Source organism: Kitasatospora sp. NPDC094015 (assembly GCF_040304075.1).
In the GTDB taxonomy this organism is placed as follows: domain Bacteria; phylum Actinomycetota; class Actinomycetes; order Streptomycetales; family Streptomycetaceae; genus Kitasatospora.
This window is the reverse complement of the sequence record NZ_JBEOUL010000005.1, coordinates 64337-86614: the sequence shown is the minus strand read 5'-3', so window position 1 is coordinate 86614 and position 22278 is coordinate 64337. Positions and strand designations below refer to the sequence as shown.

Genomic DNA, 22278 nt, shown 5'->3' with positions numbered 1-22278 from the left:
GGTGCTCGGCCGGTCGGCCCAGCCCGCGCTCAGCCGCAGGTCTCGCGACTGCCGTCGAGGTCCTCGGCCGGCTCGCCCGGGTGCCCGGGGCCGGTCCGCGCCCCCGGGATGTGCGGCAGCCGGGCCGCGCCGGCCACCCCCTCCAGGTAACCCCTGGCCCGCTCGGTGCGCGGATAGCTCTCCAGCAGCGCCCAGAACCGCGGCCCGTGGTCGGGCACCAGCAGGTGGGCGAGCTCGTGCAGCAGCACGTAGTCGACCACGTACTCGGGCATCCCCTGCAGCCGGTGGGAGAGCCGGATGGTGCGCTCGCTCGGCGTGCAGGAGCCCCAGCGGGAGTTCTGGTTGGTGACCCAGCGGACCTGGCCCGGCACGGCGCGACCGCCCAGGTAGGTCCGCGACAGCTCCCGCGCCCGGGCCTCCAGAGCGTCGTCACCCAGCGTGCGGCGGCTCTCCTGCGCGGCCAGCCGGTCCAGCATCTGGGCCACCCAGCGCTGCTCCTCGGCGTGCGACATCCGGGCCGGGATCAGCACGATCGTCCGGTCGCCCTCGCGGTACGCGGAGACCGTACGGCTGCGCCGGGCGCTGCGCCGGACCTCGACGTCGGGCCGGTGGGCGGGCGCCGGCGCCGGGGTGGGCGCGGCGTCCGCGGGCGGCCTGGGCTCGGCCGGGCGCTGGGCGGGGCCTGCGGCTGGACGGCCGCGCGCGCCGGGCGCCGCGACCCCTGCCCCGGAGGCCGGCCGCACACGCCGACGCGACGCCGACCGCTGGAAATCCCGTTCGGCTGTCACGGCACAGGACGTTACCCCGAGGTGCCGACAGAAGTCCGCAGTCGTGGCCGGAGTCTCACCGGGGCGACCCGATCGGGCGGGCGGCGGGCCCAGGACGTTGTCCACAGGCTGTGCATACAGCTGGTCGGACCGTATGCCCGGCCCTGTGGACAACCGGATTCCCGCCCGGCGCCCGCTCCGCCATGCTGCTCGCACCAGGGCGCCCGGCCCTGGTGTCCGACGGCCCTGGAGGCAGCGATGCGTCCGATGCTCAAGCCTGCGCTCGCCCGGCTCTGGCGCGACCGGGAGACCCTGCAGTTCGGTGCCGTCCGCCGGCACGCCCGGGTGGTCGAGTCGGTGGACCGCGCGGTGGCCGCCTTCCTGGAGCTGATCGACGGCAGTCGGGACGGCCCCACCCTGCTGGCCGCCGGCGAACGCCTCGGCCTCGACCGGGAGTACTGCAACGCGATACTCGAGTCGCTGGCCCGCAGCGAGCTGCTGGACGACGCCGACGCGCTCCAACAGGCGCTGGGCCGCCACCCGCGCCCTCGCCAGGAGCTGCTGGGGCCCGACCTCGCCTCGCTCTCCCTGGTCCACCCGGAGCCCGGTGAGGCCGCCGAGGTGCTGCAGGGCCGGGCGCTCGCCCGGGTGGAGGTGCGCGGCGCCGGCCGGGTCGGCGCCGCCCTCGCCGCGGTGCTGGCCGCCGGCGGCATCGGCACGGTCACGGTGTCCGACCGCGGCCGGGTCTCCGCCCGGGACTGCGCCCCGGCCGGCTTCCCGCCGACCGAGATCGGACGGCTGCGGGCGACGGCCGCCCGCGAGCTGGTGCACCGGTCGGCCGGGGCCGCCACGACCGACCGGCGCCGCCGCCCCGGGGCCGGACCGGCCGGCCCGCCGACCCTGGTGGTGCTGGCACCGCGCAGCGGCAGCGGCGCCTTCACCGGGCTGGCGGCCGAGGCCCAGGAGCTGATGCGGGCCGGCCGGCCGCACCTGTACGCGGGGGTGCTGGAGCACCTCGGGGTGGTCGGCCCGCTGGTGGTGCCCGGCGCGTCGGCCTGCGGCAGCTGCGCCACACTGGCCCGGACGGACGAGGACGAGGCCTGGCCGAGACTGCTCGCCCAGCTCGCGGACGACGGCCCGGGCCGGGCCCGCAGCCCCGCCTGCGACAGCGCCCTGGCCACCGCCGTCGCCGGGCTGGCCGCCCTGCACGTCGAGCTCTACCTGGACGGCGTGCTGCCGCCGAGCGTGGACGGCTGGTGCGAGATCTCGGCCGCCGACGGCATGGTGCGGCGGCTGCGGCTGCCCGGCCATCCGGACTGCGGCTGCCACTGGCAGTCGCTGCCGCTGGCCCGGCCGGGCCCGGCCGGGACGGTCCGCGGTGGATGACACCGCTGCCCTCGGCGGGCCGCCGAGGGCAGCGGCAGGCCGCCGGGCGGGACCGACGCGCCCGGATGGCGCGCGCCAGGCAGCACGCGCCCCGACCCACCACCGTGCGACGGCGTACCCGCCCCGGCCCCGCGCCGACCCCCGCGCCCGCCACGGCCCGCCCGACCGGCGCCGGGTCCGCCCGCCACCGCCCCGCGCCCGCCGTCCGCCGGCGGACCTGACGGACCGAACGGCAGTCCGGATTTTCCGTCGGCCCCGCCGGGGCGAGCGGGCACAATGGCTGGTGACCACTGTCCCGTGGGTGCCGTGCCCGTCCCCGGCGGCCTCGCGGGGCGTACCAAGAGGGAGGCCCGGGTTGAGCGATCTTCCGCGCAAGGCAGTGACCCGAACGGCGCGGCTCGCCGCCCTGCCGCTGGGCATCGCCGGCCGCGCCACCCTGGGCCTCGGCCGGCGGATCGGCGGCCGGCCCGCCGACGAGGTCACCGCCGAGCTCCAGCAGGCCACCGCCGACCAGTTGTTCAAGGTCCTCGGTGAACTCAAGGGCGGCGCCATGAAGTTCGGCCAGGCGCTGTCGGTCTTCGAGGCCGCCCTGCCCGAGGAGGTGGCCGGCCCCTACCGGGCCGCCCTGACGAAGCTTCAGGAGGCCGCGCCGCCGATGCCCGCGGGCAAGGTGCACGCCGCCCTCGCCGAGCGGCTCGGCCCGAACTGGCGCAAGCAGTTCCGCAGTTTCGAGGACCGGCCGGCCGCCGCCGCCTCGATCGGGCAGGTCCACCGCGCGGTCTGGCACGACGGCCGCAAGGTCGCCGTCAAGGTGCAGTACCCGGGCGCCGGCGAGGCGCTGCTCGCCGACCTGGGCCAGCTCTCCCGGGTGGCCTGGCTGATCGGCCCGCTCATCCCCGGGCTGGACGTCAAGCCGCTGATCTCCGAGCTGCGCGCCCGGGTCGCCGAGGAGCTGGACTACGAGCTGGAGGCGGCGGCGCAGCAGCGGCACGCCGAGGAGTTCGCGGACGACCCGGACATCGAGGTGCCCCGGGTGGTCGCCCAGGCCGACCAGGTGCTGATCACCGAGTGGATGGACGGCACCCCGCTCTCCGAGGTGATCGCCAAGGGCTCCCAGGCCGAGCGGGACCGGGCCGGGCAGCTGCTGGCCCGCTTCCTGTTCGCCGGGCCGTCCCGCACCGGCCTGCTGCACGCCGACCCGCACCCGGGCAACTTCCGCCTGCTCAAGGACGACGGCCCGATCGAGCGGTGGCGGCTCGGGGTGCTGGACTTCGGCACGGTGGACCGGCTGCCCGGCGGGCTGCCCCGCCCGATCGGCGACTCGCTGCGGATGGCGCTGGCCGGCGACGCCACCGGGGTGCTGGAGATGCTCCGCGAGGAGGGCTTCGTCAAGCCCTCGATCGCGCTGGACCCGGACGCGGTGCTGGACTACCTGCTGCCGATCATCGAGCCGGCCGAGGTGGAGACGTTCCACTTCACCCGCAGCTGGATGCGCTCCCAGGCGGCCAGGATCGGCGACCCCCGCTCGCCGGCGTACAACCTCGGCAAGCAGCTCAACCTGCCGCCCTCGTACCTGCTGATCCACCGGGTCACGCTCAGCACCATCGGCGTGCTCTGCCAGCTGGGTGCCAACGCGCCGTTCCGGGCGGAGATGCTGGACTGGCTGCCCGGGTTCGCCGGGGAGGCCGCTCCGGCCTGAGCCCGGGCGGGCCACCCCGGACCGCGCACGCGAACGGCGATGGCCGCTCCCCCGTCGGGGAGCGGCCATCGCCGTTCGTCCGTTCAACGCCGCCGGGCGGCACCGCGCTCGGTGCCGCCGGCGGCGGGTGGTCGTCACATCAGGGCGACGGCCAGCGCCCGACGGGCGCGCAGAGAGGCCCGCTCGGCCTTCCGGACGAGCTTGGCCGCCCGGTGGGCCCGCAGGGCCATCCGTTGGTGCTCAGCCTCTTGGAGGCGTTCCTGCATATGGGCTCGGGCCAGGGATTCCTGGAGGAGATGCATTTCGAGGGTCCTGTTCTGGATCTGAAGTTCGTCGCCCTGCTTGGTGCGGGCGGTGATGTCGATGGCGTGGGGGGTCATGTGGTGGTCCTGCTTGTGGTGCGGAGTCGGGAAGTGGCTGGCTGCGGCTGCGTCCGCCTTGGCGGCGGCGAGGCGTACGGAGAGGCGCAGGGCGCGGTCCGTCGGGGGCTGCTCTCCCCGTCGGGCGGCCGGATGCGCGGCGGTCGTACCGGCGGGGTTCACGCCATGACCTCGGTCTTGCGCGGGCGGCCACGCGGCCGCTTGCGGGCCACGACCACACCCTGGACGAAGAGCTCGCCACCCCAGACGCCCCACGGCTCGCGGCGCTCGAGCGCACCGGTCAGGCAGGCCGCCTTCACCGGGCAGGTGCCGCAGAGGGACTTCGCGTACTCCACGTCCGCCGGCGTCTCGGCGAAGAAGACCTCCGGGTCGAAGGAGCGGCAGGGGACGGGCACGCCGAGGGCGTCGGCCTCGTCGATCGCGGTGAGCTGCATGAGAGAAACCTCCGGTGGGTCGGCCTGGTCGGCCTTGACGGTCTTGTCGGTCGGTACGGACGGGAGTGGCGGTGTGATGACCGTGGACACTGTTGGCGTCTTCCTCGTCTTTTGCTGTGGGTCCGGCTTCAGCCGACTGGTTGGGCTGGGCCGGAGGCCCCGGAGGGCCTGGGTGGTCTTGCGTACCGGACAAAACAGAAGGGCCGCGGATCCCGGTGAAGGATTCCGCGGCCCTGGAGGGTCGACCCGAGGGTTTCTCAGGTTCGTTCGCTCCAGGGTTCAGGCCCGCGGAAGGCCCGCATCCGGATGGCCGAGGCGCCGTTGCGGGCGGCCTTGGCCTGGTTGATCTGCTGCTCGTCCTGCTTCTTGGTGGCTCCGGCACCGAGGACCTGCAGATAGCCGCCATGCTTCGCAGCTGCTACCGCCGTCTTCGATGCCTGGGTCGGTCGCTCATCGCGCAGCCCGAGGCCGCCGGCGAACTCCGCCCAGTCACGGGACAGACCCGTCTCGACACGCATGCCCGCAGTGTCGCCCAGGCCACTGACAGTGAGACCACTGCCGGTGGTACCCGCGGCAACGCAGACACCGGTGACGTCGAGACCCAGACCGTTGTCGGACAGCACGACCACGTCGCGCAGCTGCGCGGATCGGGTCGAGGTGCCGAGAATGCCGAACGATGAGACAGCTCCCGGAGGCATGGCGATAACGGTCTGGCCAGTCAGTTTGGTGATCATCTTGGTTTCCACTGTCTTCGCCTCCTCTCGGCGTCTCGCGGTGCCCGGTTACCCAGGTCCCGATGTTCGGATGTCGGTCAGGTCAAGCAGGTGTGCCGGCAGGCAGAAAGGAGCCCTTCCGCGCGCGGCTTGCGATCTCGTCCCCTTGACCGCTCCGGCAGGCTATTGCGCTCCATGCACGGGGCGCAAACTATTTTCCCGGCGAGTTTCCCGGCCGGTCCGGCGGCCGCCCTCGCGGGCGGTCAGGCCGGCTCGTCCGACGGGTCGTCGGCGGGCTCGGCAAGGGGTTCGACGGGCGGTTCGGCGGGCAGTTCGACGTGCAGCCCGTCGGGCTCGGCCGCGGGATCGTCCCCGGGCTCGCCCGCAGGCTCCTCCGCGGAGTCCTCCCACGGATCCTCCCCCGCACACAACGAGAGCACGGCGGCGCCGTACTTGTCCAGCTTCATGGCGCCCACACCGGAGATCAGGGCCAGCTCGCGCTCCCCGCCGGGCACGTCCTCGGCGATCGCCATCAGGGTCGCGTCGGTGAACACCACGTAGGCCGGCACGCCCTGCTGCTTGGCCTGCCGGGCCCGCCACTCCCGCAGCCGCTCGAACAGCGCCTCGTCCATCGAGGACGGGCAGCTCTCGCACCGGCGCAGCTTGCGCTCCACCGCGTCGGTCAGCGTGCGGTCGCAGACCCGGCACTTGACCGGACCGCGCGCACGGCGCGCGGCCGAGCGGTCCGCGCCGGGCTCCACGCCTCCGCGCCCACCGCGCGAGCGCGCACCGGCCGAGCCCGAGCCGGGGCGCAGCCCGTCCAGGAAGCGCGTGGGCTTGCGGCTCGCCCGCCCCCCGGGGGAGCGCGACAGCGCCCAGGAGAGCGAGAGGTGGGCGCGGGCCCGGGTGACGCCGACGTAGAGCAGCCGGCGCTCCTCCTCGACCTGCTCGTCGGTCTTGGCGTAGATGATCGGCAGGGTGCCCTCGGTCAGGCCGACCAGGAAGACCGCGTCCCATTCCAGGCCCTTGGCGGCGTGCAGCGAGGCCAGCGTGACGCCCTCGACCGCGGGGGCGTGCTGGGCGGCGGCGCGGGCGTCCAGCTCGGCGACGTAGGCGGCGAGGTCGGCCCGCCCGCCGGCGGCCCGGCGGCCCGCCTCGAACTCCTCGGCCAGCCGGACGAGGGCGGCCAGCGACTCCCAGCGCTCGCGCACCGCGCCGGAGCCGGCCGGCGGGTTGGCGCCGAAGCCCCGGGTGGCGAGCACCGCGCGGACCTGGGCGGCGAGGTCGGGCGCGTCGGCGGTGAGCGGGTCCTCCCCCGCCCGGGCGGCGCCCTTGAGCAGCACCCCGGCCTCCCGGACCTCCGGGCGCTCGAAGAACCGCTCGGCGCCCTTGAGCTGGTAGGAGATCCCCAGGTCGGCGAGGGCCTGCTCGTACACCTCGGACTGGCCGTTGGTGCGGAACAGCACCGCGATCTCGCTCGCCCGCACGCCCTGGGCCATCAACTCCTTGATCCGCTGCGCGGTGCTCTCGGCCTCGGTCGGCTCGTCCACGTACTCGGTGTACACCGGCTCGGGGCCGGCCTCGCGCTGCGAGACCAGCTCCAGGCGGTGCTGGGCGGCGTGCCCGCGGGCCTGCGAGAGCAGCCCGTTGGCCAGGTGGACGACCTGCGGGGTGGAGCGGTAGTCCCGGACCAGCTTGACCAGGGTGGCGTCGGGGTGCCGGTGGCGGAAGTTCAGCAGGAAGTCGGGGGTGGCCCCGGTGAAGGAGTAGATCGTCTGGCTGGCGTCGCCGACCACGCAGAGGCTGGCGCCGCCGGCCGTCCACTGGTCGAGCAGCCGCTGCTGGAGCGGCGAGACGTCCTGGTACTCGTCGACGGTGAAGTGCCGGTACTGGGCCCGCACCTGGGCGCCGATCTCCGGGCGGTCCTCCAGGATGGCGGCGGTGAGCAGCAGCACGTCCTCGAAGTCGATCACGCCGCGGTCGCGCTTGGTCTGTTCGTACGTGGCGTAGACCCGGGCCACCTCGGCCGGGTCGCGCGGGGCGTCGCGGCCGGTCTTGAGCACGGCGGCCGGGTAGTCGTCCGGCACGATCTGGGTGACCTTGGCCCACTCGATCTCGGCGGTGAGGTCGCGCAGCTCGGTGCGCTGCACCCGCAGCCCGCTGCGGCCGGCCGACTCGGCGACCAGCTGGACCTTGCGCTCCAGCAGCCGGGGCACCTCGCCGCCGACGGCCCGCGGCCAGAAGTACTGGAGCTGGCGCAGCGCGGCGGAGTGGAACGTCCGGGCCTGGACGCCCTCGGCGCCGAGCTGGCGGAGCCGCCCGCGCATCTCGCCGGCCGCCCGGGCGGTGAACGTCACGGCGAGCACCTGCTGCGGCTGGTAGACGCCGCTGCGCACGCCGTAGGCGATCCGGTGGGTGATGGCCCGGGTCTTGCCGGTGCCGGCGCCCGCGAGCACGCAGACCGGCCCGTGCAGGGCGGTGGCGACGGCCCGCTGCTCGGGGTCGAGTCCGGCCAGCACGGCGTCGGCGCCGACCGGCGGCTCGCCGCCCTGGCCGTACCCGTCGTAGCGGCCGAAGTCACCCAAGAGCTCTTCCTGCATACCGTCCATCCTCTCAGCCCGGCGGGCCCGGCCGGCCGGTCCGGACATCCTGACAGGGTCTGCCGACACTCTGCCCACGGTTGTCCACAGGGCGACCACAATGGTCCGACCATCACCACGCACCCCGGGGTGTGCGCCGAGTCACACGCCGGAGCGGCCGCGGAATGGCCGGGCCGTCCCGGGCGTTCACTGCTGCGACCGCACGCCCCCCGTCTTCGAAGGAGCTCCCGCCATGTCCGGCAGCGTCACGATGTACAGCACGACCTGGTGCGGCTACTGCAACCGCCTCAAGAGCCAGCTGGATCGCGAGGGCATCGGCTACACGGTGATCAACATCGAGGAGGACCCGGACTCGGCGACCTTCGTGGAGTCGGTGAACGGCGGCAACCAGGTGGTCCCGACCGTGCTGGTGGTGCCGGCCGCCGGCGGCGACCAGGTCGTGATGACCAACCCGAGCCTGCGCCAGGTCCAGGCCGCGCTGGCCGGCTGAGCCGGCCCGCGGCGGTCCGTGGCCCCGTCCCCCATCGCGGGGGGCGGGGCCGCGGTCGTCAGTGCGGCTCGTACGCGCGCCCGGCGGCCTCGCCGAGCCCGTAGAGCAGCCGGCAGCGGTCGGCCGCGTAGCGGGTCTCGATCACCCGGACCGGGCCGCGCCGGTCGGAGCTGACCCGGGTCTGGACCAGCAGCGGCACCCCCGGGCCGATCTCGAACCAGGCCGCCTCGGCCGGCCCCGGCATCCGGGAGACCAGGTGGTCGACCCCGCCGGTCTCGGTGCGGCCGATCGCGGCCAGTGCCGCCTCGTCGCCGCCGGCCACCGGTTCGGGCTCCATCAGGGCCGTCCCGGCCGCCAGCCCGGCCCGGTAGTGGCTCTCCTCGATCGAGTACGGCTCGCGGTCGGTCATCCGCAGCTGGCGGCGGACCACCACGGCCTCGCCGGGAGCCAGGCCGAGCCAGTCGGCGACGTCCGCCCGGGCCCGGACGATGAGCATCTCGAAGTCCACCGTGAGCCGGCGCCCGGCCGCCCGGGCCTCCCTGGTGTAGACCTCGGAGGGCGCCGCGAGCGAGTCGCGCTGGCCGGGCACCCGGGCCGGCGCGTAGGCCCGGTGGTCGAGCAGCGGCTGCTGCTTGAGGTAGGTGCCCTTGCCCTGGAGGCGGACCAGCCGCCCCTCGTTGACCAGCAGGTCGACCGCGAGCCGGACGGTGTTGCGGGCCACGCCGTAGTGGTGCTCCAGCTCGCTCTCGACCGGGAGCTGGGCGCCGCCCTGCCACTCGCCGGCCTCGATCCGGCGGCGCAGATCGGCCGCGAGGCGCTGGTACTTGGGGGACGGCACGCCGCCGCGAGGGATTGTCACCCGAGTGAATGTATCCATTCGACTTGCGGCGTTTCAGGAGAACCCGCCAATACCGGTCGGCCCGGGCGGATTGCCGGTCCGGGGCGGGCCGCGCCGATTACCGCGGAATTCCGCTGCCGCACCGGCCCGGACGCCCGGCGGGCCGGGGTTCCCGGGCCGGACGGGCCGGTGGCGGGGCACCGGGCGGTTGTTCGACCACGCCCCGCCGCGATCGCGCCGGTGACGGGAAAAGCGATTCTGCCGTACCAAAGGGGCGCGCGGAGAATTCCACGCGCCCCATTTCTGTCACGCACCCCGGGCGCTGCCCGTGCCTCCGGGCGCCCCGTTTCCCCGGGCGCCCCGCGTTCCTGCCGGCCCCGGCAACCCGGCGGCAACCCGCAGCTACCAGCGGGCCGCCGCCGGCAGCGGCTCGCCGAACCAGAGCTCGACCAGGTGCCGGGCGATCGAGATCCCGGACGGCGGCAGGATCTCCCCCGCCGCCATCCCGGCCCGCAGCTCCTCGCGGGAGACCCAGCGAGCCTCCGCCAGCTCCTCGCCGTCCACCGTGATGTCGGTGCCGCCCGGTTCGGCCCGGCCCATGAAGCCGAGCATCAGGCTGGACGGGAACGGCCACGGCTGGCTGGCCACGTACGCCACCTCGCCGACCCGGACCCCGGCCTCCTCCAGCACCTCGCGGGCCACCGCCTGCTCCAGCGACTCGCCCGGCTCGACGAACCCGGCCAGGGTGGACCAGCGCCCCTCCGGCCAGAGCGCCTGCCGGCCCAGCAGGCAGCGGTCCTGCTCGTCGGTGATCAGCATGATCACCGCGGGGTCGGTGCGCGGGTAGTGCTCCGCCGCGCAGGAGGTGCAGCGGCGGACGTGCCCCGCCCCGGCCTTCTCGGTCGGGTGCCCGCAGCGCGAGCAGAAGCTGTGCAGCCGGTGCCAGTGCTCCAGCGCCACCGCGTGCACCAGCAGCCCGGCGTCGCGGTCGGACAGGGTCGCCCCGACCTCGCGCAGCCCGGCCGGCCGGGCGTCGCCGTCGAGGCGGCCCGGCAGGCTGTCGCAGGCCAGCGCGAAGTACGAGACGCCCGCCTCGTCCGTGCCGAGGAAGTAGCGGTCACCGGCCGCCGGCGCCTCGAAGGAGGGCAGCAGGACCAGCTCGCTGCCCTGCCCGGTGTCGACCACGAAGGCCTCGCCGCCGGAGATCGGCAGCACCTTGGTGCTCGGGTGGCTCCAGGCCGCGGCCAGCCACGGCTCGTCGAACCGGTGGTGCGCGGCCCGGTCCACCCCGGCGCGGGCCAGGGCCAGGTGCTTGCTGTCAGGCACGCTGCTCAACTCGGTCCATCCCGTTCGGATCATCAGGATCGCTCGTCGTGGTGGTGATGGTGGTGGTGGTCGTCGTGGCGGTCGCGGCCGCGGTGGTGGCCGGCCCGCTCACGCCTGCGGCCAGGTCTCGGCGAGGTCGCCCCAGAGGTACGCGGCCGCCTCGACACCCTTGCGCAGCAGGTCCAGCTCGACCTTCTCGTTCACCGAGTGCCAGCCGTCCGAGGGCACCGAGATGCCCAGGAACAGCACGGGGGCGCCCAGCACGTCCTGGAGGTCCGCGGCCGGGCCGGAACCGCCCTCACGGGTGAACAGGATCTTCTGCTCGAACGCCCGGCCCATCGCCCGGACGGTGGACTGCAGCGCCGGGTGGTCCAGCGGGGTGAGGCAGGGGCGGGTGGCCCCGGGGAAGACCAGCTCGTACCGGATGCCCTCCGGCACCCGCTCGGCCACCCAGGCGCGGACGGCCTCCCGGACCTTCTCCACCTCCTGGCCGGCCACCAGCCGGAAGGAGAGCTTGAGGTGGGCGTCGGCCGGCACGATGGTCTTGCCGCCGGGGCCGGTGTAGCCGCCCCAGATGCCGTTCACCTCGGCGGTCGGCCGGGCCCAGACCCGCTCCAGGGTGGAGTAGCCGGCCTCGCCCTGGGTCCCGTACGACTTCGCCACCCGCAGCCACTGCGCCTCGTCGAAGGGCAGCTCGGCGAAGAGCGCGCGCTCCTCGTCGGTCAGCTCGACCACGCCGTCGTAGAAGCCCGGGATCGCCACCCGCCGGTCGCCGTCGTGCAGCGCGGCGGCCAGCTCGGCCGCGACCGAGGCCGGGTTGGGGACGGCGCCGCCGAAGGAGCCGGAGTGGATGTCGGTGTCCGGGCCGCGGAGGTCGATCTGGCAGTCGGCCAGGCCCCGCATACCGGTGCAGACGGTCGGGGTGTCCTCGGCCCACATCCCGGTGTCCGAGATGATCACGACGTCCGCGGCCAGCCGCTCGGCCTCGCGCCGCACCAGCGCGGCGAAGTTCGGCGAGCCGGACTCCTCCTCGCCCTCCACCAGCAGCTTGAGGTTGACCGCCGGGGCGGTGCGGCCGGTGGCGGCCAGGTGCGCGCGCAGCCCGAGGGTGTGGAAGAAGACCTGGCCCTTGTCGTCGGCGGCGCCGCGGGCGAACAGCTGACGGCCGATCACGGTCGGCTCGAACGGCTCGGTCGCCCAGCCGTCCTCCTTGGCCGCGGGCTGCACGTCGTGGTGCCCGTACACCAGCACGGTGGGGGCGTCCGGGTCCCCGGACGGCCACTCGGCGAACACCGCCGGCAGGCCCTCGGTCTCCCACACCTCGGCCACCGGGAAGCCGGTCGACACCAGCGAGGCGGCCAGCCACTCGGCGGACCGGCGGACCTCGCCGGCCCGCTCCGGGTCGGCGGAGACGGAGGGGATGCGCAGCCAGTCGGCCAGCTCCCGCAGGAAGTCGGCCTCGTGCTGGTCGATGTAGGAGCGGACGACGCTGTCCGGGGTTTTCGTCATACGGACGACTTTAGTTCGCCCGGCCGGGCGCTCGCCCACGGCCCTGTGCCGCCGGCCCCGTAACCTCCGTCACTCGACGGGGTTCCGGGGCCGGCGGCCTCCTGCACGGGTGTCCGGGCGGTCAGTCGCCGCGGCGCACCAGCACCAGCCGGGAGCGGGTGAGCAGCATCGCCAGCACGGTGGCCACCACCGGCAGCCCGATCAGGGTGAGCGCGAGGCTCCCCCACGGGACGGCGATCACCGGGTCGTGCGGGACGCCCATGCCCATCATCATCGCCGGGCCCGAGGCGGCCTCGACCTTGCGCAGCGCCACCGCCGGGACGATGCCGGCGAGGGTGCCGAGCACCGCGCCCATCGCGGCGATCACCCCGCACTGGAATCCGGCCAGCCGGCGCCGGATGCCGCCGGCCGCACCGACCGCCGCGAGGGTGGTCAGGTCGCGCTGGGAGTCGGCGGCCGCCAGGCCGGTGGCGATGCCGGCCGCGCCGAGCGCGACCAGCGCCGCGAAGCCGGTCAGACCGAGCGTGACCAGCGTCTGCTCCGACTGGTAGCCGCGCTCGACCTGGAGGTACGCGCCGTCGCTGGCCTTGGCGACCGCCGCCGAGGCCTTCTGCTCCGGGCCGTCGGCGGGGACGGCGTCCGGCAGCCAGACCGAGCCGACCTCGGCCACCTGGAAGCCCAGCCGGCGGGCGGTGTCCGGGCTGACGAAGGCCGAGCCCGGGGTCTGCGCCTTGACCACCACCGCGTCCACGCTGACGTGGTCGACCTTGCGGTCCGAGCGCCCGCCCGGCACGGCGGCGCCCTGGTCGTCGGTCGCCGCGCGCTCGGTCAGGTCGAAGGTGACCTTCCCGTCCTTGACGTAGAGCTCGTCGAAGACCACGGCCTTGCCCTGGGCGAGCGCCTGCGCGCCCGCCGGGTCGTCCACCCCGAACAGGTTGTGCAACGCGGTGGCGTCGCCGACCGGGAGGTCACCGAAGCCGGAACCACCCATCGGGTAGCGGAAGGTGACGCAGCGCGGGTCCTCGCGCATCAAGCGGTTGAACTCCGGGTCGCCCGGGTCGCGGTCCGCCCGGAGGTCCGGGTCGGTCGCCGGGCAGCGCCGCTCCTTCGGGACGGACAGCTCGATGGTGCCGCAGTCGCCCGCGAGCACCCGGCAGTTGCCCTGGAACCCGGCACTGGAGACGTCCGCGCGCCGCCCGAGGTCGGGGATCGACTGCTCGACGGCCGCCCGCAGCTTGGGCAGTTCGGCCAGATCGGCCTCGCCGCCGTAGCCGGTGACGACCGAGACCGCGCCGGCCGGCAGCCCGGGCCGGTAGTTGTCGCGGCTCTCCTGGTCGAGGCTGGTGCTGTAGATCCCGACCGCGACCGAGCCGGCCACGGCCGCCATCACGGCGGCGACCGCCGGGGCGGTCCGTCCGCGGTGCCGGACGGAGTCGCGCAGGGCCAGCCGCGGGGCGAGCGGCAGGTGCCGGCCGAGGCGGCCGAACAGGCCGACCAGCACCGGGGTGAGCAGCACCATGCCGAGTTCGGCGAGCACCGAACCGCCGAGCACCGAGGTGGCCCGGCCGCCGACGCCGGTGCTGGCGCCGAGCAGGGCGAGCGAGGCGCCGCCGACGACCATCAGCAGGCCGAGCAGGGCGAGCTTGCGGTTGGCCGGCTTGATCGAGCCGCGGCCGGTGAGCGCCTCCACCACGTCCTGGCGGGAGGCCTGGACGGCCGGCACGACGGCCGCGAGCAGCCCGGTGATCAGGCCGACGGCCGCCACCGCGAGCAGGTCGACCGGCTGCACGTTCAGGTGGCCGAAGCGGGTGCCGCCCTGCACCTCCAGCCACGGCCTGGCGACGGCCACCAGGGCGACCGCGAGCACCACGCCGACGACCGCGCCGGCCAGGCCGAGCACCACGCCGCCGCCGAGCACCACGGCCCGGATGTGCGAGCGGTCACCGCCACCGGCGGCGAGCAGGCCGAGCTGGCGGCGCGAGCGCCGGGCGCCGACCGCGAAGGCGGGGCCGGCCAGCAGGACGATCTCCAGCAGCGCCATGCCCGCCACCGTCCCGGCGATGATCAGCCCGGTCTGGTCGAACCCGCTGCTGCCGCCGTTGTGCTGGTCGCTCCAGACGTCGTACGGCACCTGGGCGCGCGCCGGCGGGTCCACCAGGACCGCCCGCGAGGTGGCCGCCAGGCCGTACTTGTTGAGCTCCATCACCTTCGGCCAGTCCAGCCGGGCGCCGGCGGGGAGCTCGACCAGCCAGCGCGGCTCGGCCGCGAAGCGGTCGTCCCGCTGGGCCTGGGCGGCGCGCAGCGGCTCGACCAGGGCGCCGGGGCGGCCGATCAGCTCCACGTTGCGGAGCGAATCCGGGTGCTCGACGGCCGCGGTGATGGTGAACGGCTTGTTCTCCAGGCCGCGCAGCGAGGTGGTGTCGCCGATCTTGAGTTTGGCCTCGTCGAGGAAGGCCTGGGTGGCGGCCACCTCCTGCGGGCCGGCGGGTGCCCGGCCGGCGGTCAGGTTGATCCTGCCGCGCCACACCGGGTCGGTGAGGTCGGCCTCCGTGGTCTCGGCCCTGACCCGGCCCTCCTTGCTGGTGGCCGAGGTGCCGTTGCCCTGGACGAGCGGCACCAGCACGGTGCCGGCCGGCAGCAGCTGCTTGACCAGCGCGGCCGGGTCGGCCGCGGCCGCCGCCGCGCGGGTCTGCTCGGGGGTGGGCGGCGTGCCCTTGGGGACCTCGGCGAGGGTGCGGCCCTGGTCGGCGTCGGGCTCCTGGAGCACGGTGCCGCCGAGCTGCTCGACCATGAGCAGCGCGTCCGCCCGGCCCATCAGCCGGTCGGACCGTTCCGCCCCGCTCAGCTCGGAGCTGCGGAAGACCACGTCGGCGCCGGTCACCCCGAGCACCGGCAGCGCGATCATGGCGAGCACCAGGGCGCTACGACCCTTGGCGCGCAGCGCGTCGCGGCGGGCTATGCGCAGGCTGGCGCGCCAGGCGGAGAGCTTCACTCGGATCCGCCCTTGATGCTGTTGGTGGCCGCGGTGACCAGCAGGGTGGCCGCGTCCTGCTGGGCGGTCTCGTCGACCAGCCGGCCGTCGCGCAGGAAGACCACCCGGTCCGCCCAGGCGGCGTGCCGGGCCTCGTGGGTGACCATCATGGCCGCCGCACCGGCGTCGCAGCGGGCGCGCAGCACGGCGAGCACGGTCTCGCCGGTGGTGGAGTCCAGTGCGCCGGTGGGCTCGTCGGCCAGCACCAGGCGGCGGTCGCCGATCAGCGAACGGGCGATCGCCACCCGCTGCTGCTGGCCGCCGGACATTCCGTCCGGGAAGCGGTCCGCCAGCTCGGCGATGCCCAGCTCCTCCAGCGCGGCCATGGCCTCGCGGCGGGCGGCCCGCGCGGAGACGCCGTCCAGCTCCCGGGGCAGGGCGATGTTCTCGGCGGCGGTGAGCGCGGGGATCAGGTTGTAGTCCTGGAAGACGTAGCCGACCGCCCGGCGGCGGACCTCGGCCTGCCGCTTGCGGCTGAGCTCGCCGAGGGAGACGCCCTCCACCAGCACCCGCCCGCCGGTCGGCGAGTCCAGGCCGCCGGCCAGCGTGAGCAGGGTGGACTTGCCGGAGCCGCTCGGGCCCATCACGGCGACCAACTCGCCCGGGTGCACCTTGAGGTCGACGCTCCGCAGGGCGTGCACCTCGGCGGCGCCCTGACCGTGGACCCGGCTGACCTGCTCCAGGTGCAGTACCGGCGCTTCGGTTTGAGACATGGTCAACTTCCCCCTGAGCTTGGTGGTTCGTGGTTCGTGGGTGGCGCCGGCCGCGCGGGCCGGTGCCGGGAGGGGCCGGCCGGTGGGGCGGCCGACGGACGGTTCACAGCCGCGAGCGGCGGCGGCCGGGCGCGGGGACCGGGGGCGCCGCGGCCTGCTCCTGCGCCTCCTGCATCTGCTCCTGCCGCCGGACGAGCCGGGTCTCGCAGTGGTCGAGCCAGCGGATCTCGGCCTCGGTCTGGAAGATCAGCTGCTCCAGCACCAGCAGCCAGGCCAGGTCGGTCTCCCGCCCGGCGTCGGCGGCCAGCGCCTGCCCCTTGAGGCGGGTGTAGTCCTGGAGCGCCTTCATGCTGTGCCGCCGCTGGCCCTGGACCACCGCGGGCACGTCGACGCCCGGGACGGTCACCGCCATCGCCAGCTTGATCGCCAGCTCGTCCCGGGGCGGATTGGTCCGCGGCACCGGGGTGTCGAACCAGCGACGCAGTTCCGCGCGTCCTTCATCGGTGGCGGCGTAGAAGAGGTGCCCCTCCTCGTCCTCGCCGGCCGGGGCGACCAGGCCGTCCCGCTCCAGGCGGCCCAGCGTCGTGTAGACCTGGCCGACGTTGAGCGGCCAGGTGGCGCCGGTGCGGGCCTCGAACTCGGTGCGCAGCTGGTAGCCGTAGCGCGGGCCCTGGTCGAGGAGGGCGAGAAGACCGTGACGGATGGACATACCAGGTATGTATACCCGGTATGTCCAAACTGCTCAAGCCCGGCACCCGGTACCGTCGTACGGTGTGAGCCAGCTGCGCATCGCCACCTTCAACCTGCTGCACGGTCAGCCCGTGGCCGCCGACGGCAGTCCGCTGCCGTTCCCGGAGCCCGCGGGCGACCCGGGCGGACCGCTCGCCGACGCCGTCACCGCCCTGGACGCGGACGTGCTCGCGCTCCAGGAGGTCGACCGCCACCAGGACCGCTCGGGCCTGGTCGACCAGAGCGCCGTCGCCGCCAAGGCGATGGGCGCCGCCGACTGGCGGTTCGCCGCCGCGGTGCACGGACGGCCCGCCCCGGTGGCCGGCTGGCTGACCGACCCGGAGATCACCGGCCTGAAGGTCTACGGGCCCGCCGAGGTCGACACCGCCACCGACCGGCCCTGCTACGGCACCGCCCTGCTCACCCGGCTGCCGGTGCACCACTGGCGGGCCCGCCGGTTCGCGCCGGCGCCGTTCGGGCTGCCGCTGCGAGTGGCCGGCCGGCGCGGCCTGACGCCCGTCCCGGACGAGCCCAGGGCGGCGCTCGCCGCGGTGCTGGAGGGGGCGCACGGCCCGTTCACGGTGGTCGCCACCCACCTGTCCTTCGTGCCCGGGTGGAACGTGGCCCAGCTGGCCGCGATCCGCCGGTGGATCGCCGACCTGCCCAAGCCCTACCTGGTGCTGGGCGACTTCAACCTGGTCGGCGCGGTGCCGCGGACCGTGCTCGGCGGGGCCAGCGCGCTGGAGCGCGGCACCTCGCAGGAGCGGATCCGGGAGCTGCGGGCCGCCCGCCGGGCCCGGGCCGCGCAGCCGGGGCCGCGGCGCCGGCGGGTGCGCGAGCCCCGGCCGCGGCTGCAGGGCTGGTACGACCTGGCCAGGACCCCGACCTACCCCTCGCACCGGCCGGCCGTGCAGTTCGACCACGTGCTGGCGGTCGGCGTGCCGCGCCGCGCGGTCGGCCCGGCGGCCGCCCCGCACACCGGCGTCTCGGACCACCGGCCGCTGGTGGTGGAGGTCACCCTCTGAGGCCGGGCGCCCTCTCCGGGCGCCCGGGTCAGGCGTTGCCGACGGCCTGCCGGCCGCCCGCCTGGTGCGGGAGCTGGCAGCCGGTCGGCTCGTACTGGAGCAGCAGCATCGCCGCGTCGTCCCCCAGCTTGTGGCCGACGTGCCGCACCACGTCCTCGTGCAGGCGGCGGAGCACCTCGACCGGACCACCGACCGCGAGGCCGGGCAGCCGCTCGCCGAGCGGGTAGAACACGCCCCGGTCGTCGCGGGCCTCGATCACGCCGTCGGTGTACAGCAGCACGCGGTCGCCCGGCCGCAGCGCCAGCCGCTGCACCGGCGGGTGGACGTCCGGCGGGTCGAGCACGCCGAGCGGCGGCACCGGCTCGGCCGGCTCCTGCAGTTCGAGCTCGCCGTCGGCGCGGACCAGCATCGGGCCGGGGTGGCCGCAGTTGACGATCTCCGCGGTGCCGTCCGGGCAGACCCCGATCAGTACCAGCGTGACGAACTCCTCCTCCACGCCCGGGTGGTCGTTCTCGTGCAGCGCGCGGTCCAGGCTGTCGGCCAGCCAGCCGGCCACCCGGGGCAGCGAGGGCTCCTGGTGGGCGGCCTCGCGGAAGGCGCCGAGCACGGCGGCGGCCGTCTCCACCGCGTTCAGGCCCTTGCCGCGGACGTCGCCGACCACGGCCCGCACGCCGTGCCGGGTGTTGACCACCTCGTACAGGTCACCGCCGATCGAGGCGTGCGCGGCGGCGGCCGCGTAGTGCACGGCCGCCCGGACGCTGCCCACCCGGTCGGGCACCGAGCGCAGCAGCACCCGGCGGGCGACCTCGGCGACCAGCTGCGCCTCGGCCAGCGCCCGTTCCTGGCGCAGCCGCAGCGTGGCGCTGACCCAGCCGATACCGGCCACCAGGGCGATCGCCAGCACCGTCGCGGTGTGCACCGACTCGCCGAGCACCCGGTTGTAGGCGGCCATCAGGAAGGCCACCAGCTCGGCCACCGCGCCGATGAACAGCGGGTACCAGGTGCGGCGGCTGACCACGGCGGCCAGCGCGGGGACGGCGGTGAGGGCCGGCTCCACGGTGACCCGGCTGTCGCTGAACCAGTCCAGCGAGGCCACCAGCAGCAGCCCGACCAGCGGCAGCGCGTGCGAGAGCCGCGGCCAGGTGCCGGTAGGGGTGCCGGGCAGCGCCCCGGGGGCGGGCCCGGCGATCCGTTCTCTGATCCATCCGGTCGCGCTCAACTTCGCTCACTCCAGCGGAGGTGGCCGGTGCCAGGGGACACCTGCAGTGATGACGGAAAGTCAGGGACTGCCGTCCCTGCGGGTGGGCCCGGGTACGGAGGTGACCGGTTACCGACCCCACAATAGGCGCGAAACGTGCACACCGCACAGGTTTCGCATGATCCCGTGACGACTTGGATGCTCTGCGTGACTCATTCTTCACTATTCCCGATCAGAAGCCGGGTCAACTCTTTTCGGTCGGGAAGTCCTGACGGTCTTTCCACCCGGCCGCTGCGGACGTACAGGAAGGAAGCCGTGACCTGCTCCACCGGAACGCCCGCCAGCTCCGCCCAGGCCACCCGGTAGATGGCCAGTTGGAGCGGGTCGGCGGTCTCCTCCCGGTGGGTCTTCCAGTCCACGACCTCGTAGCGTGACGAAGCCGGTGACGCCGCGTCACCGTCACCCTCCCGGTAGACCGCATCGATCCGGCCGCGCACCACCCGCCCCGCGAGCATCAGTTGGAAGGGCGCCTCGACCCGCAACGGCCGCCGCGTGGCGTACGGGCTGCGCAGGAACGCCTCCTTGAGCCGCTCCAGGTCGCGCTCGTCCTCGATGCCGTCCTCGTCCGCCCCGGGCAGCTCGAACGGCTCGATCAGCATCAGCGGTTCGATCCGGGACTGCACCCAGGCGTGGAACCGGGTGCCCCGGCGGGCGGCCGGCTGCGGCGGGCGGGGCATCGGGCGGGCCAGCTCGCGGGCGAAGCCGTCCGGGTCGGCCGCCAGCCGCATCAGCTGCGAGGCGGACAGCGACGCCGGCAGCGGCACCTCCCGGACGCCGCGCCTGGACTTCTCCAACTCGCCGAGCAGGGAGCCCAGATCGCGGTCCCAGGAGGCCACCGTGCGGCGGGCCTCCGGGGTGAGCTCGGCCGGTTCGGGGGCCGGCCGCCCGGCCAGCCGGGCCTGCACCACGCCGGCCACCCGGCGGCGGGCCGCCTGCGCGTCCCGGTCCAGCGGGAGCGGCCACGGCGTCTCCACCGAGACGGTGAGCGCCGGATTCTCCGCGTCCGGCAGCGGCTCCTCGGCCCACCGCTCGACCTCACCGCTCCCGGGCAGCTCGCAGAACTCCGCAAGCCGGCGCAGGAAGTCGGACGGGCCGCGGCGGCGCTTCTGGCTCGGCCCCCACCAGTGCCCGGCGGCCAGCAGCAGCGAACGCGGCCGGGTGAAGGCCACGTAGCCGAGCCGCAGCTCCTCGGTGGCCGAGTGGGCGGCCATCTCCTTCTTGAACAGGGTCATGCCCTTGGCGGTCCACTGCGGATCGGCGGGCAGGGTCGCCGCGTCCCCGCGCAGGGCGTGCGGCAGCACCTTCTTGGTGCTGGTCCAGCGCTCGCGCCCCTTGCCGCTCGGGAACGCGTCCTTGACCAGGCCCGGGACCACCACCACGTCCCACTCCAGCCCCTTGGACTTGTGCGCGGTGAGCACCTTCACGGTGTCCTCGCCGCCGGGCAGGCTGTTGTCCAGCCCGCGCTCGTACTCCTGGGCGGCGCGCAGGAAGGCCAGGAAGGCGGACAGGCCCGGGTCACCGTCCAGGTCGGCGAAGCCGGCCGCCACGTCCAGGAAGCTGTGCAGGGTCTCGCGCCGGCGGGCGGCCAGCGCCAGCGGGGAGGCGGACAGCTCCACCTCCAGGCCGGTGGCGGCCAGCACCCGGTGCAGCACGTCCATCAGCGGCTCGGCCAACGAGCGGCGCAGCTCCCGAAGCTCCCTGGCCAGCCGGGCGAACCGGACCTTGGCCTCCGGCGAGAACGGCAGCTCGTCCGGCGGCTGCGGCTCCAGGAAGGTCTCCAGCGCGTCGGCGAGCGAGACCACCTCGGTCGGGTCGGTCTCGGCGACCGCGGCGGCCAGCGGGTCGGCGCCCGGCAGCCGCTCGGTGCGCACCAGGTCGGCGGCGCGGCGGCCGAGCAGCGCCAGGTCGCGCGGGCCGATCCGCCAGCGCGGGCCGATCAGCAGCCGGACCAGCGCCGCGTTGGCCGTCGGGTCCTGGAGCACCTCGCAGACCGCCACCAGGTCCGCCACCTCCGGCAGCTGGAGCAGCCCGCCCAGGCCCACCACCTCGACCGGCACCTCGCGGGCGACCAGTGCGGCGTGGATGTCGGGGAAGGCGGCGCCGCCCCGGCAGAGCACCGCGATCCGGCCCGGCGCGGTGCCGGTCCGCACCAGGTGCGCGATCGAGTCGGCCAGCCAGTCGATCTCCTCGGCGTGGGTGGGCAGCAGGGCGCAGCGCACGAAGCCGTCCTGCTCCACCCCGGGCGCCGGGCGCAGCGCCTCCACGCCCTCGTGCATCGCGCGCAGCGGTGCGGCCAGCCGGTTGGCGAAGTCCAGCAGCCGCCCGCCGCTGCGGCGGTTCTCGCTCAGCGCGTACCGGGCGGCGGGGGTGCCGTCGCGGCGCGGGAAGTGCACCGGGAAGTCGTCCAGGTTGGCCACCGAGGCGCCCCGCCAGCCGTAGATGGCCTGGCACGGGTCGCCGACCGCGGTGACCGGGTGGCCGGCGCCCGCGCCGAACAGGCCGGCCAGCATCAGCCGCTGGGCGACCGAGGTGTCCTGGTACTCGTCCAGCAGCACCACCCGGAACTGCTCGCGCAGCAGCCGCCCCACCTCCGGCCGCTCCTGGGCGAGCCGGGCGCCGGCGGCGATCTGGTCGCCGAAGTCCATCAGGCCGGCCGCGCGCTTGCGCCGGCGGTAGTCCTCGACCAGGTGCAGCAGCTCCTGCCGGGCGCCGGCCGCGGCGGGCACCGCCCGCAGGTCGTCGTTGGTCAGCCGGACGGTGGCGAGGGCGTCCAGCAGCTCCTGGTCGTACGCGCGCAGCGCGGCCGGCTCGACCAGGTGCTCGGCCAGCTCGCCGTCGAGCGCGATCAGGTCCGCGACCAGAGTGGAGAAGGTGCCGGTCAGGCCGGGGTAGGGGCCGGGGGCCGAGCGGAGCACCTTGGCGGCGAGCTGGAAGCGGGTCGCGTCGGCGAGCAGCCGCACGTCCGGCTCTATGCCCAGGCGCAGGCCGTGCTCCTTCAGCAGCCGGCCGGCGAAGGCGTGGTAGGTGGAGATCTCGGGCTCGCCGAGCACCTCCTCGTCCGGCTCCAGCACCTGGGCCCGGACCAGGGCCTTGCGGACCCGCTCGGACAGCTCGCCGGCCGCCTTGTTGGTGAAGGTGAGGCCGAGCACCTGCTCCGGCCGGACGGCGCCCGAGCCGACCAGCCACACCACCCGGGCGGCCATCACCGTGGTCTTCCCGGAGCCGGCGCCGGCCACGATCACGGCAGGCTCCAGCGGGGCGCCGATGGCGAGCATCTGCTCCCGGTTGAAGGGGACGCCGAGCAGCTCCTTCAGCTGGTCGGGGTGGGTGAGCACGGCTTGCACGCCGACAACGCTAACCGCTGGCACCGACAGCGCGGG

At 75.1% G+C, this 22278-nt stretch carries 17 protein-coding genes; 4 read left to right on the top strand and 13 right to left on the bottom strand.

Annotated features, from left to right (window positions below):
* Positions 1-29: 29 nt before the first annotated feature.
* Positions 30-743 carry a M48 metallopeptidase family protein gene (locus ABT014_RS08375; protein WP_350637880.1) on the bottom strand — a complete coding sequence of 238 codons (714 nt, stop codon included), beginning with the start codon at positions 741-743 and terminating at the stop codon, positions 30-32.
* Positions 744-1025: 282 nt separating this feature from the next.
* Between ABT014_RS08375 and ABT014_RS08370 the strand changes: the two genes are divergently transcribed.
* On the top strand, positions 1026-2153 hold the full coding sequence (locus ABT014_RS08370; protein ID WP_350637879.1) for a ThiF family adenylyltransferase: 1128 nt from the start codon (positions 1026-1028) through the stop codon (positions 2151-2153).
* 355 nt (positions 2154-2508) lie between these two features.
* Positions 2509-3852 carry an ABC1 kinase family protein gene (locus ABT014_RS08365; RefSeq protein WP_350637878.1) on the top strand — a complete coding sequence of 448 codons (1344 nt, stop codon included), beginning with the start codon at positions 2509-2511 and terminating at the stop codon, positions 3850-3852.
* A gap of 134 nt (positions 3853-3986) precedes the next feature.
* Here the strand turns inward: ABT014_RS08365 and ABT014_RS08360 are convergent, their stop codons facing one another.
* The 4 genes from ABT014_RS08360 to ABT014_RS08345 all read right to left on the bottom strand — a co-directional run bounded on the left by ABT014_RS08360 (position 3987) and on the right by ABT014_RS08345 (position 7988).
* On the bottom strand, positions 3987-4394 hold the full coding sequence (locus ABT014_RS08360; RefSeq protein WP_350637877.1) for a putative WhiB-interacting protein: 408 nt from the start codon (positions 4392-4394) through the stop codon (positions 3987-3989).
* Positions 4391-4756, bottom strand: coding sequence for a WhiB family transcriptional regulator (locus tag ABT014_RS08355; RefSeq protein WP_350637876.1), 366 nt, complete (start codon positions 4754-4756; stop codon positions 4391-4393). Before ABT014_RS08355 ends, ABT014_RS08360 begins: the two co-directional genes overlap by 4 nt.
* 167 nt (positions 4757-4923) lie before the next feature.
* Complete coding sequence (locus ABT014_RS08350; RefSeq protein ID WP_350637875.1) at positions 4924-5412, bottom strand: hypothetical protein; 489 nt, start codon at positions 5410-5412, stop codon at positions 4924-4926.
* 230 nt (positions 5413-5642) lie between these two features.
* A complete protein-coding gene (locus ABT014_RS08345; RefSeq protein WP_350637874.1) occupies positions 5643-7988 on the bottom strand; it encodes an ATP-dependent DNA helicase UvrD2 in 2346 nt (781 codons plus the stop codon).
* Positions 7989-8211: 223 nt separating this feature from the next.
* On the opposite strand from ABT014_RS08345, the gene ABT014_RS08340 reads away from it, so the two are divergent.
* Positions 8212-8469, top strand: a complete 258-nt coding sequence (locus tag ABT014_RS08340; RefSeq protein ID WP_350637873.1) for a mycoredoxin — start codon at positions 8212-8214, stop codon at positions 8467-8469.
* A 58-nt stretch (positions 8470-8527) separates the two neighbouring features.
* On the opposite strand, the gene ABT014_RS08335 is transcribed toward ABT014_RS08340, so the two are convergent.
* The 6 genes from ABT014_RS08335 to ABT014_RS08310 form a co-directional block, all read right to left on the bottom strand.
* Positions 8528-9328 (bottom strand): GntR family transcriptional regulator, encoded by an 801-nt coding sequence (locus ABT014_RS08335; protein WP_350637872.1) that lies wholly within the window; start codon positions 9326-9328, stop codon positions 8528-8530.
* A 381-nt stretch (positions 9329-9709) separates the two neighbouring features.
* A complete protein-coding gene (gene nudC, locus ABT014_RS08330; RefSeq protein ID WP_350637871.1) occupies positions 9710-10666 on the bottom strand; it encodes an NAD(+) diphosphatase in 957 nt (318 codons plus the stop codon).
* Positions 10667-10741: 75 nt separating this feature from the next.
* The gene (locus ABT014_RS08325; RefSeq protein ID WP_350637870.1) at positions 10742-12142 is read right to left on the bottom strand and encodes a dipeptidase; all 1401 of its coding nucleotides are present in this window, start codon (positions 12140-12142) and stop codon (positions 10742-10744) included.
* A 121-nt stretch (positions 12143-12263) separates the two neighbouring features.
* The gene (locus ABT014_RS08320) at positions 12264-15134 is read right to left on the bottom strand and encodes an FtsX-like permease family protein (protein WP_350637869.1); all 2871 of its coding nucleotides are present in this window, start codon (positions 15132-15134) and stop codon (positions 12264-12266) included.
* A complete protein-coding gene (locus ABT014_RS08315; protein WP_350637868.1) occupies positions 15131-15886 on the bottom strand; it encodes an ABC transporter ATP-binding protein in 756 nt (251 codons plus the stop codon). The genes ABT014_RS08320 and ABT014_RS08315 overlap by 4 nt, the downstream gene beginning before the upstream one ends.
* A gap of 103 nt (positions 15887-15989) precedes the next feature.
* Positions 15990-16595, bottom strand: coding sequence for a PadR family transcriptional regulator (locus ABT014_RS08310; RefSeq protein ID WP_350637867.1), 606 nt, complete (start codon positions 16593-16595; stop codon positions 15990-15992).
* A gap of 64 nt (positions 16596-16659) precedes the next feature.
* Here ABT014_RS08310 and ABT014_RS08305 point away from each other — a divergent pair, with 64 nt between their 5' ends.
* Positions 16660-17640, top strand: a complete 981-nt coding sequence (locus ABT014_RS08305) for an endonuclease/exonuclease/phosphatase family protein (protein WP_350637866.1) — start codon at positions 16660-16662, stop codon at positions 17638-17640.
* Positions 17641-17668: 28 nt separating this feature from the next.
* On the opposite strand, the gene ABT014_RS08300 is transcribed toward ABT014_RS08305, so the two are convergent.
* Together ABT014_RS08300 and ABT014_RS08295 are read right to left on the bottom strand one after the other, a co-directional pair.
* Complete coding sequence (locus tag ABT014_RS08300; protein ID WP_350637865.1) at positions 17669-18859, bottom strand: PP2C family protein-serine/threonine phosphatase; 1191 nt, start codon at positions 18857-18859, stop codon at positions 17669-17671.
* Between the two features lie 191 nt (positions 18860-19050).
* The gene (locus ABT014_RS08295) at positions 19051-22242 is read right to left on the bottom strand and encodes an ATP-dependent helicase (RefSeq protein WP_350637864.1); all 3192 of its coding nucleotides are present in this window, start codon (positions 22240-22242) and stop codon (positions 19051-19053) included.
* Between the last annotated feature and the right edge of the window lie 36 nt (positions 22243-22278).

Excerpts from the sequence above, each read along its gene's own strand:
- ABT014_RS08345 (WP_350637874.1), bottom strand. The coding sequence starts at position 7,988 with ATGGACGGTATGCAGGAAGAGCTCTTGGGTGACTTCGGCCGCTACGAC.
- ABT014_RS08315 (WP_350637868.1), bottom strand. The coding sequence starts at position 15,886 with ATGTCTCAAACCGAAGCGCCGGTACTGCACCTGGAGCAGGTCAGCCGG.
- ABT014_RS08310 (WP_350637867.1), bottom strand. The coding sequence starts at position 16,595 with ATGTCCATCCGTCACGGTCTTCTCGCCCTCCTCGACCAGGGCCCGCGC.
- ABT014_RS08340 (WP_350637873.1), top strand. The coding sequence starts at position 8,212 with ATGTCCGGCAGCGTCACGATGTACAGCACGACCTGGTGCGGCTACTGC.
- nudC (WP_350637871.1), bottom strand. The coding sequence starts at position 10,666 with ATGATCCGAACGGGATGGACCGAGTTGAGCAGCGTGCCTGACAGCAAG.
- ABT014_RS08370 (WP_350637879.1), top strand. The coding sequence starts at position 1,026 with ATGCGTCCGATGCTCAAGCCTGCGCTCGCCCGGCTCTGGCGCGACCGG.
- ABT014_RS08325 (WP_350637870.1), bottom strand. The coding sequence starts at position 12,142 with ATGACGAAAACCCCGGACAGCGTCGTCCGCTCCTACATCGACCAGCAC.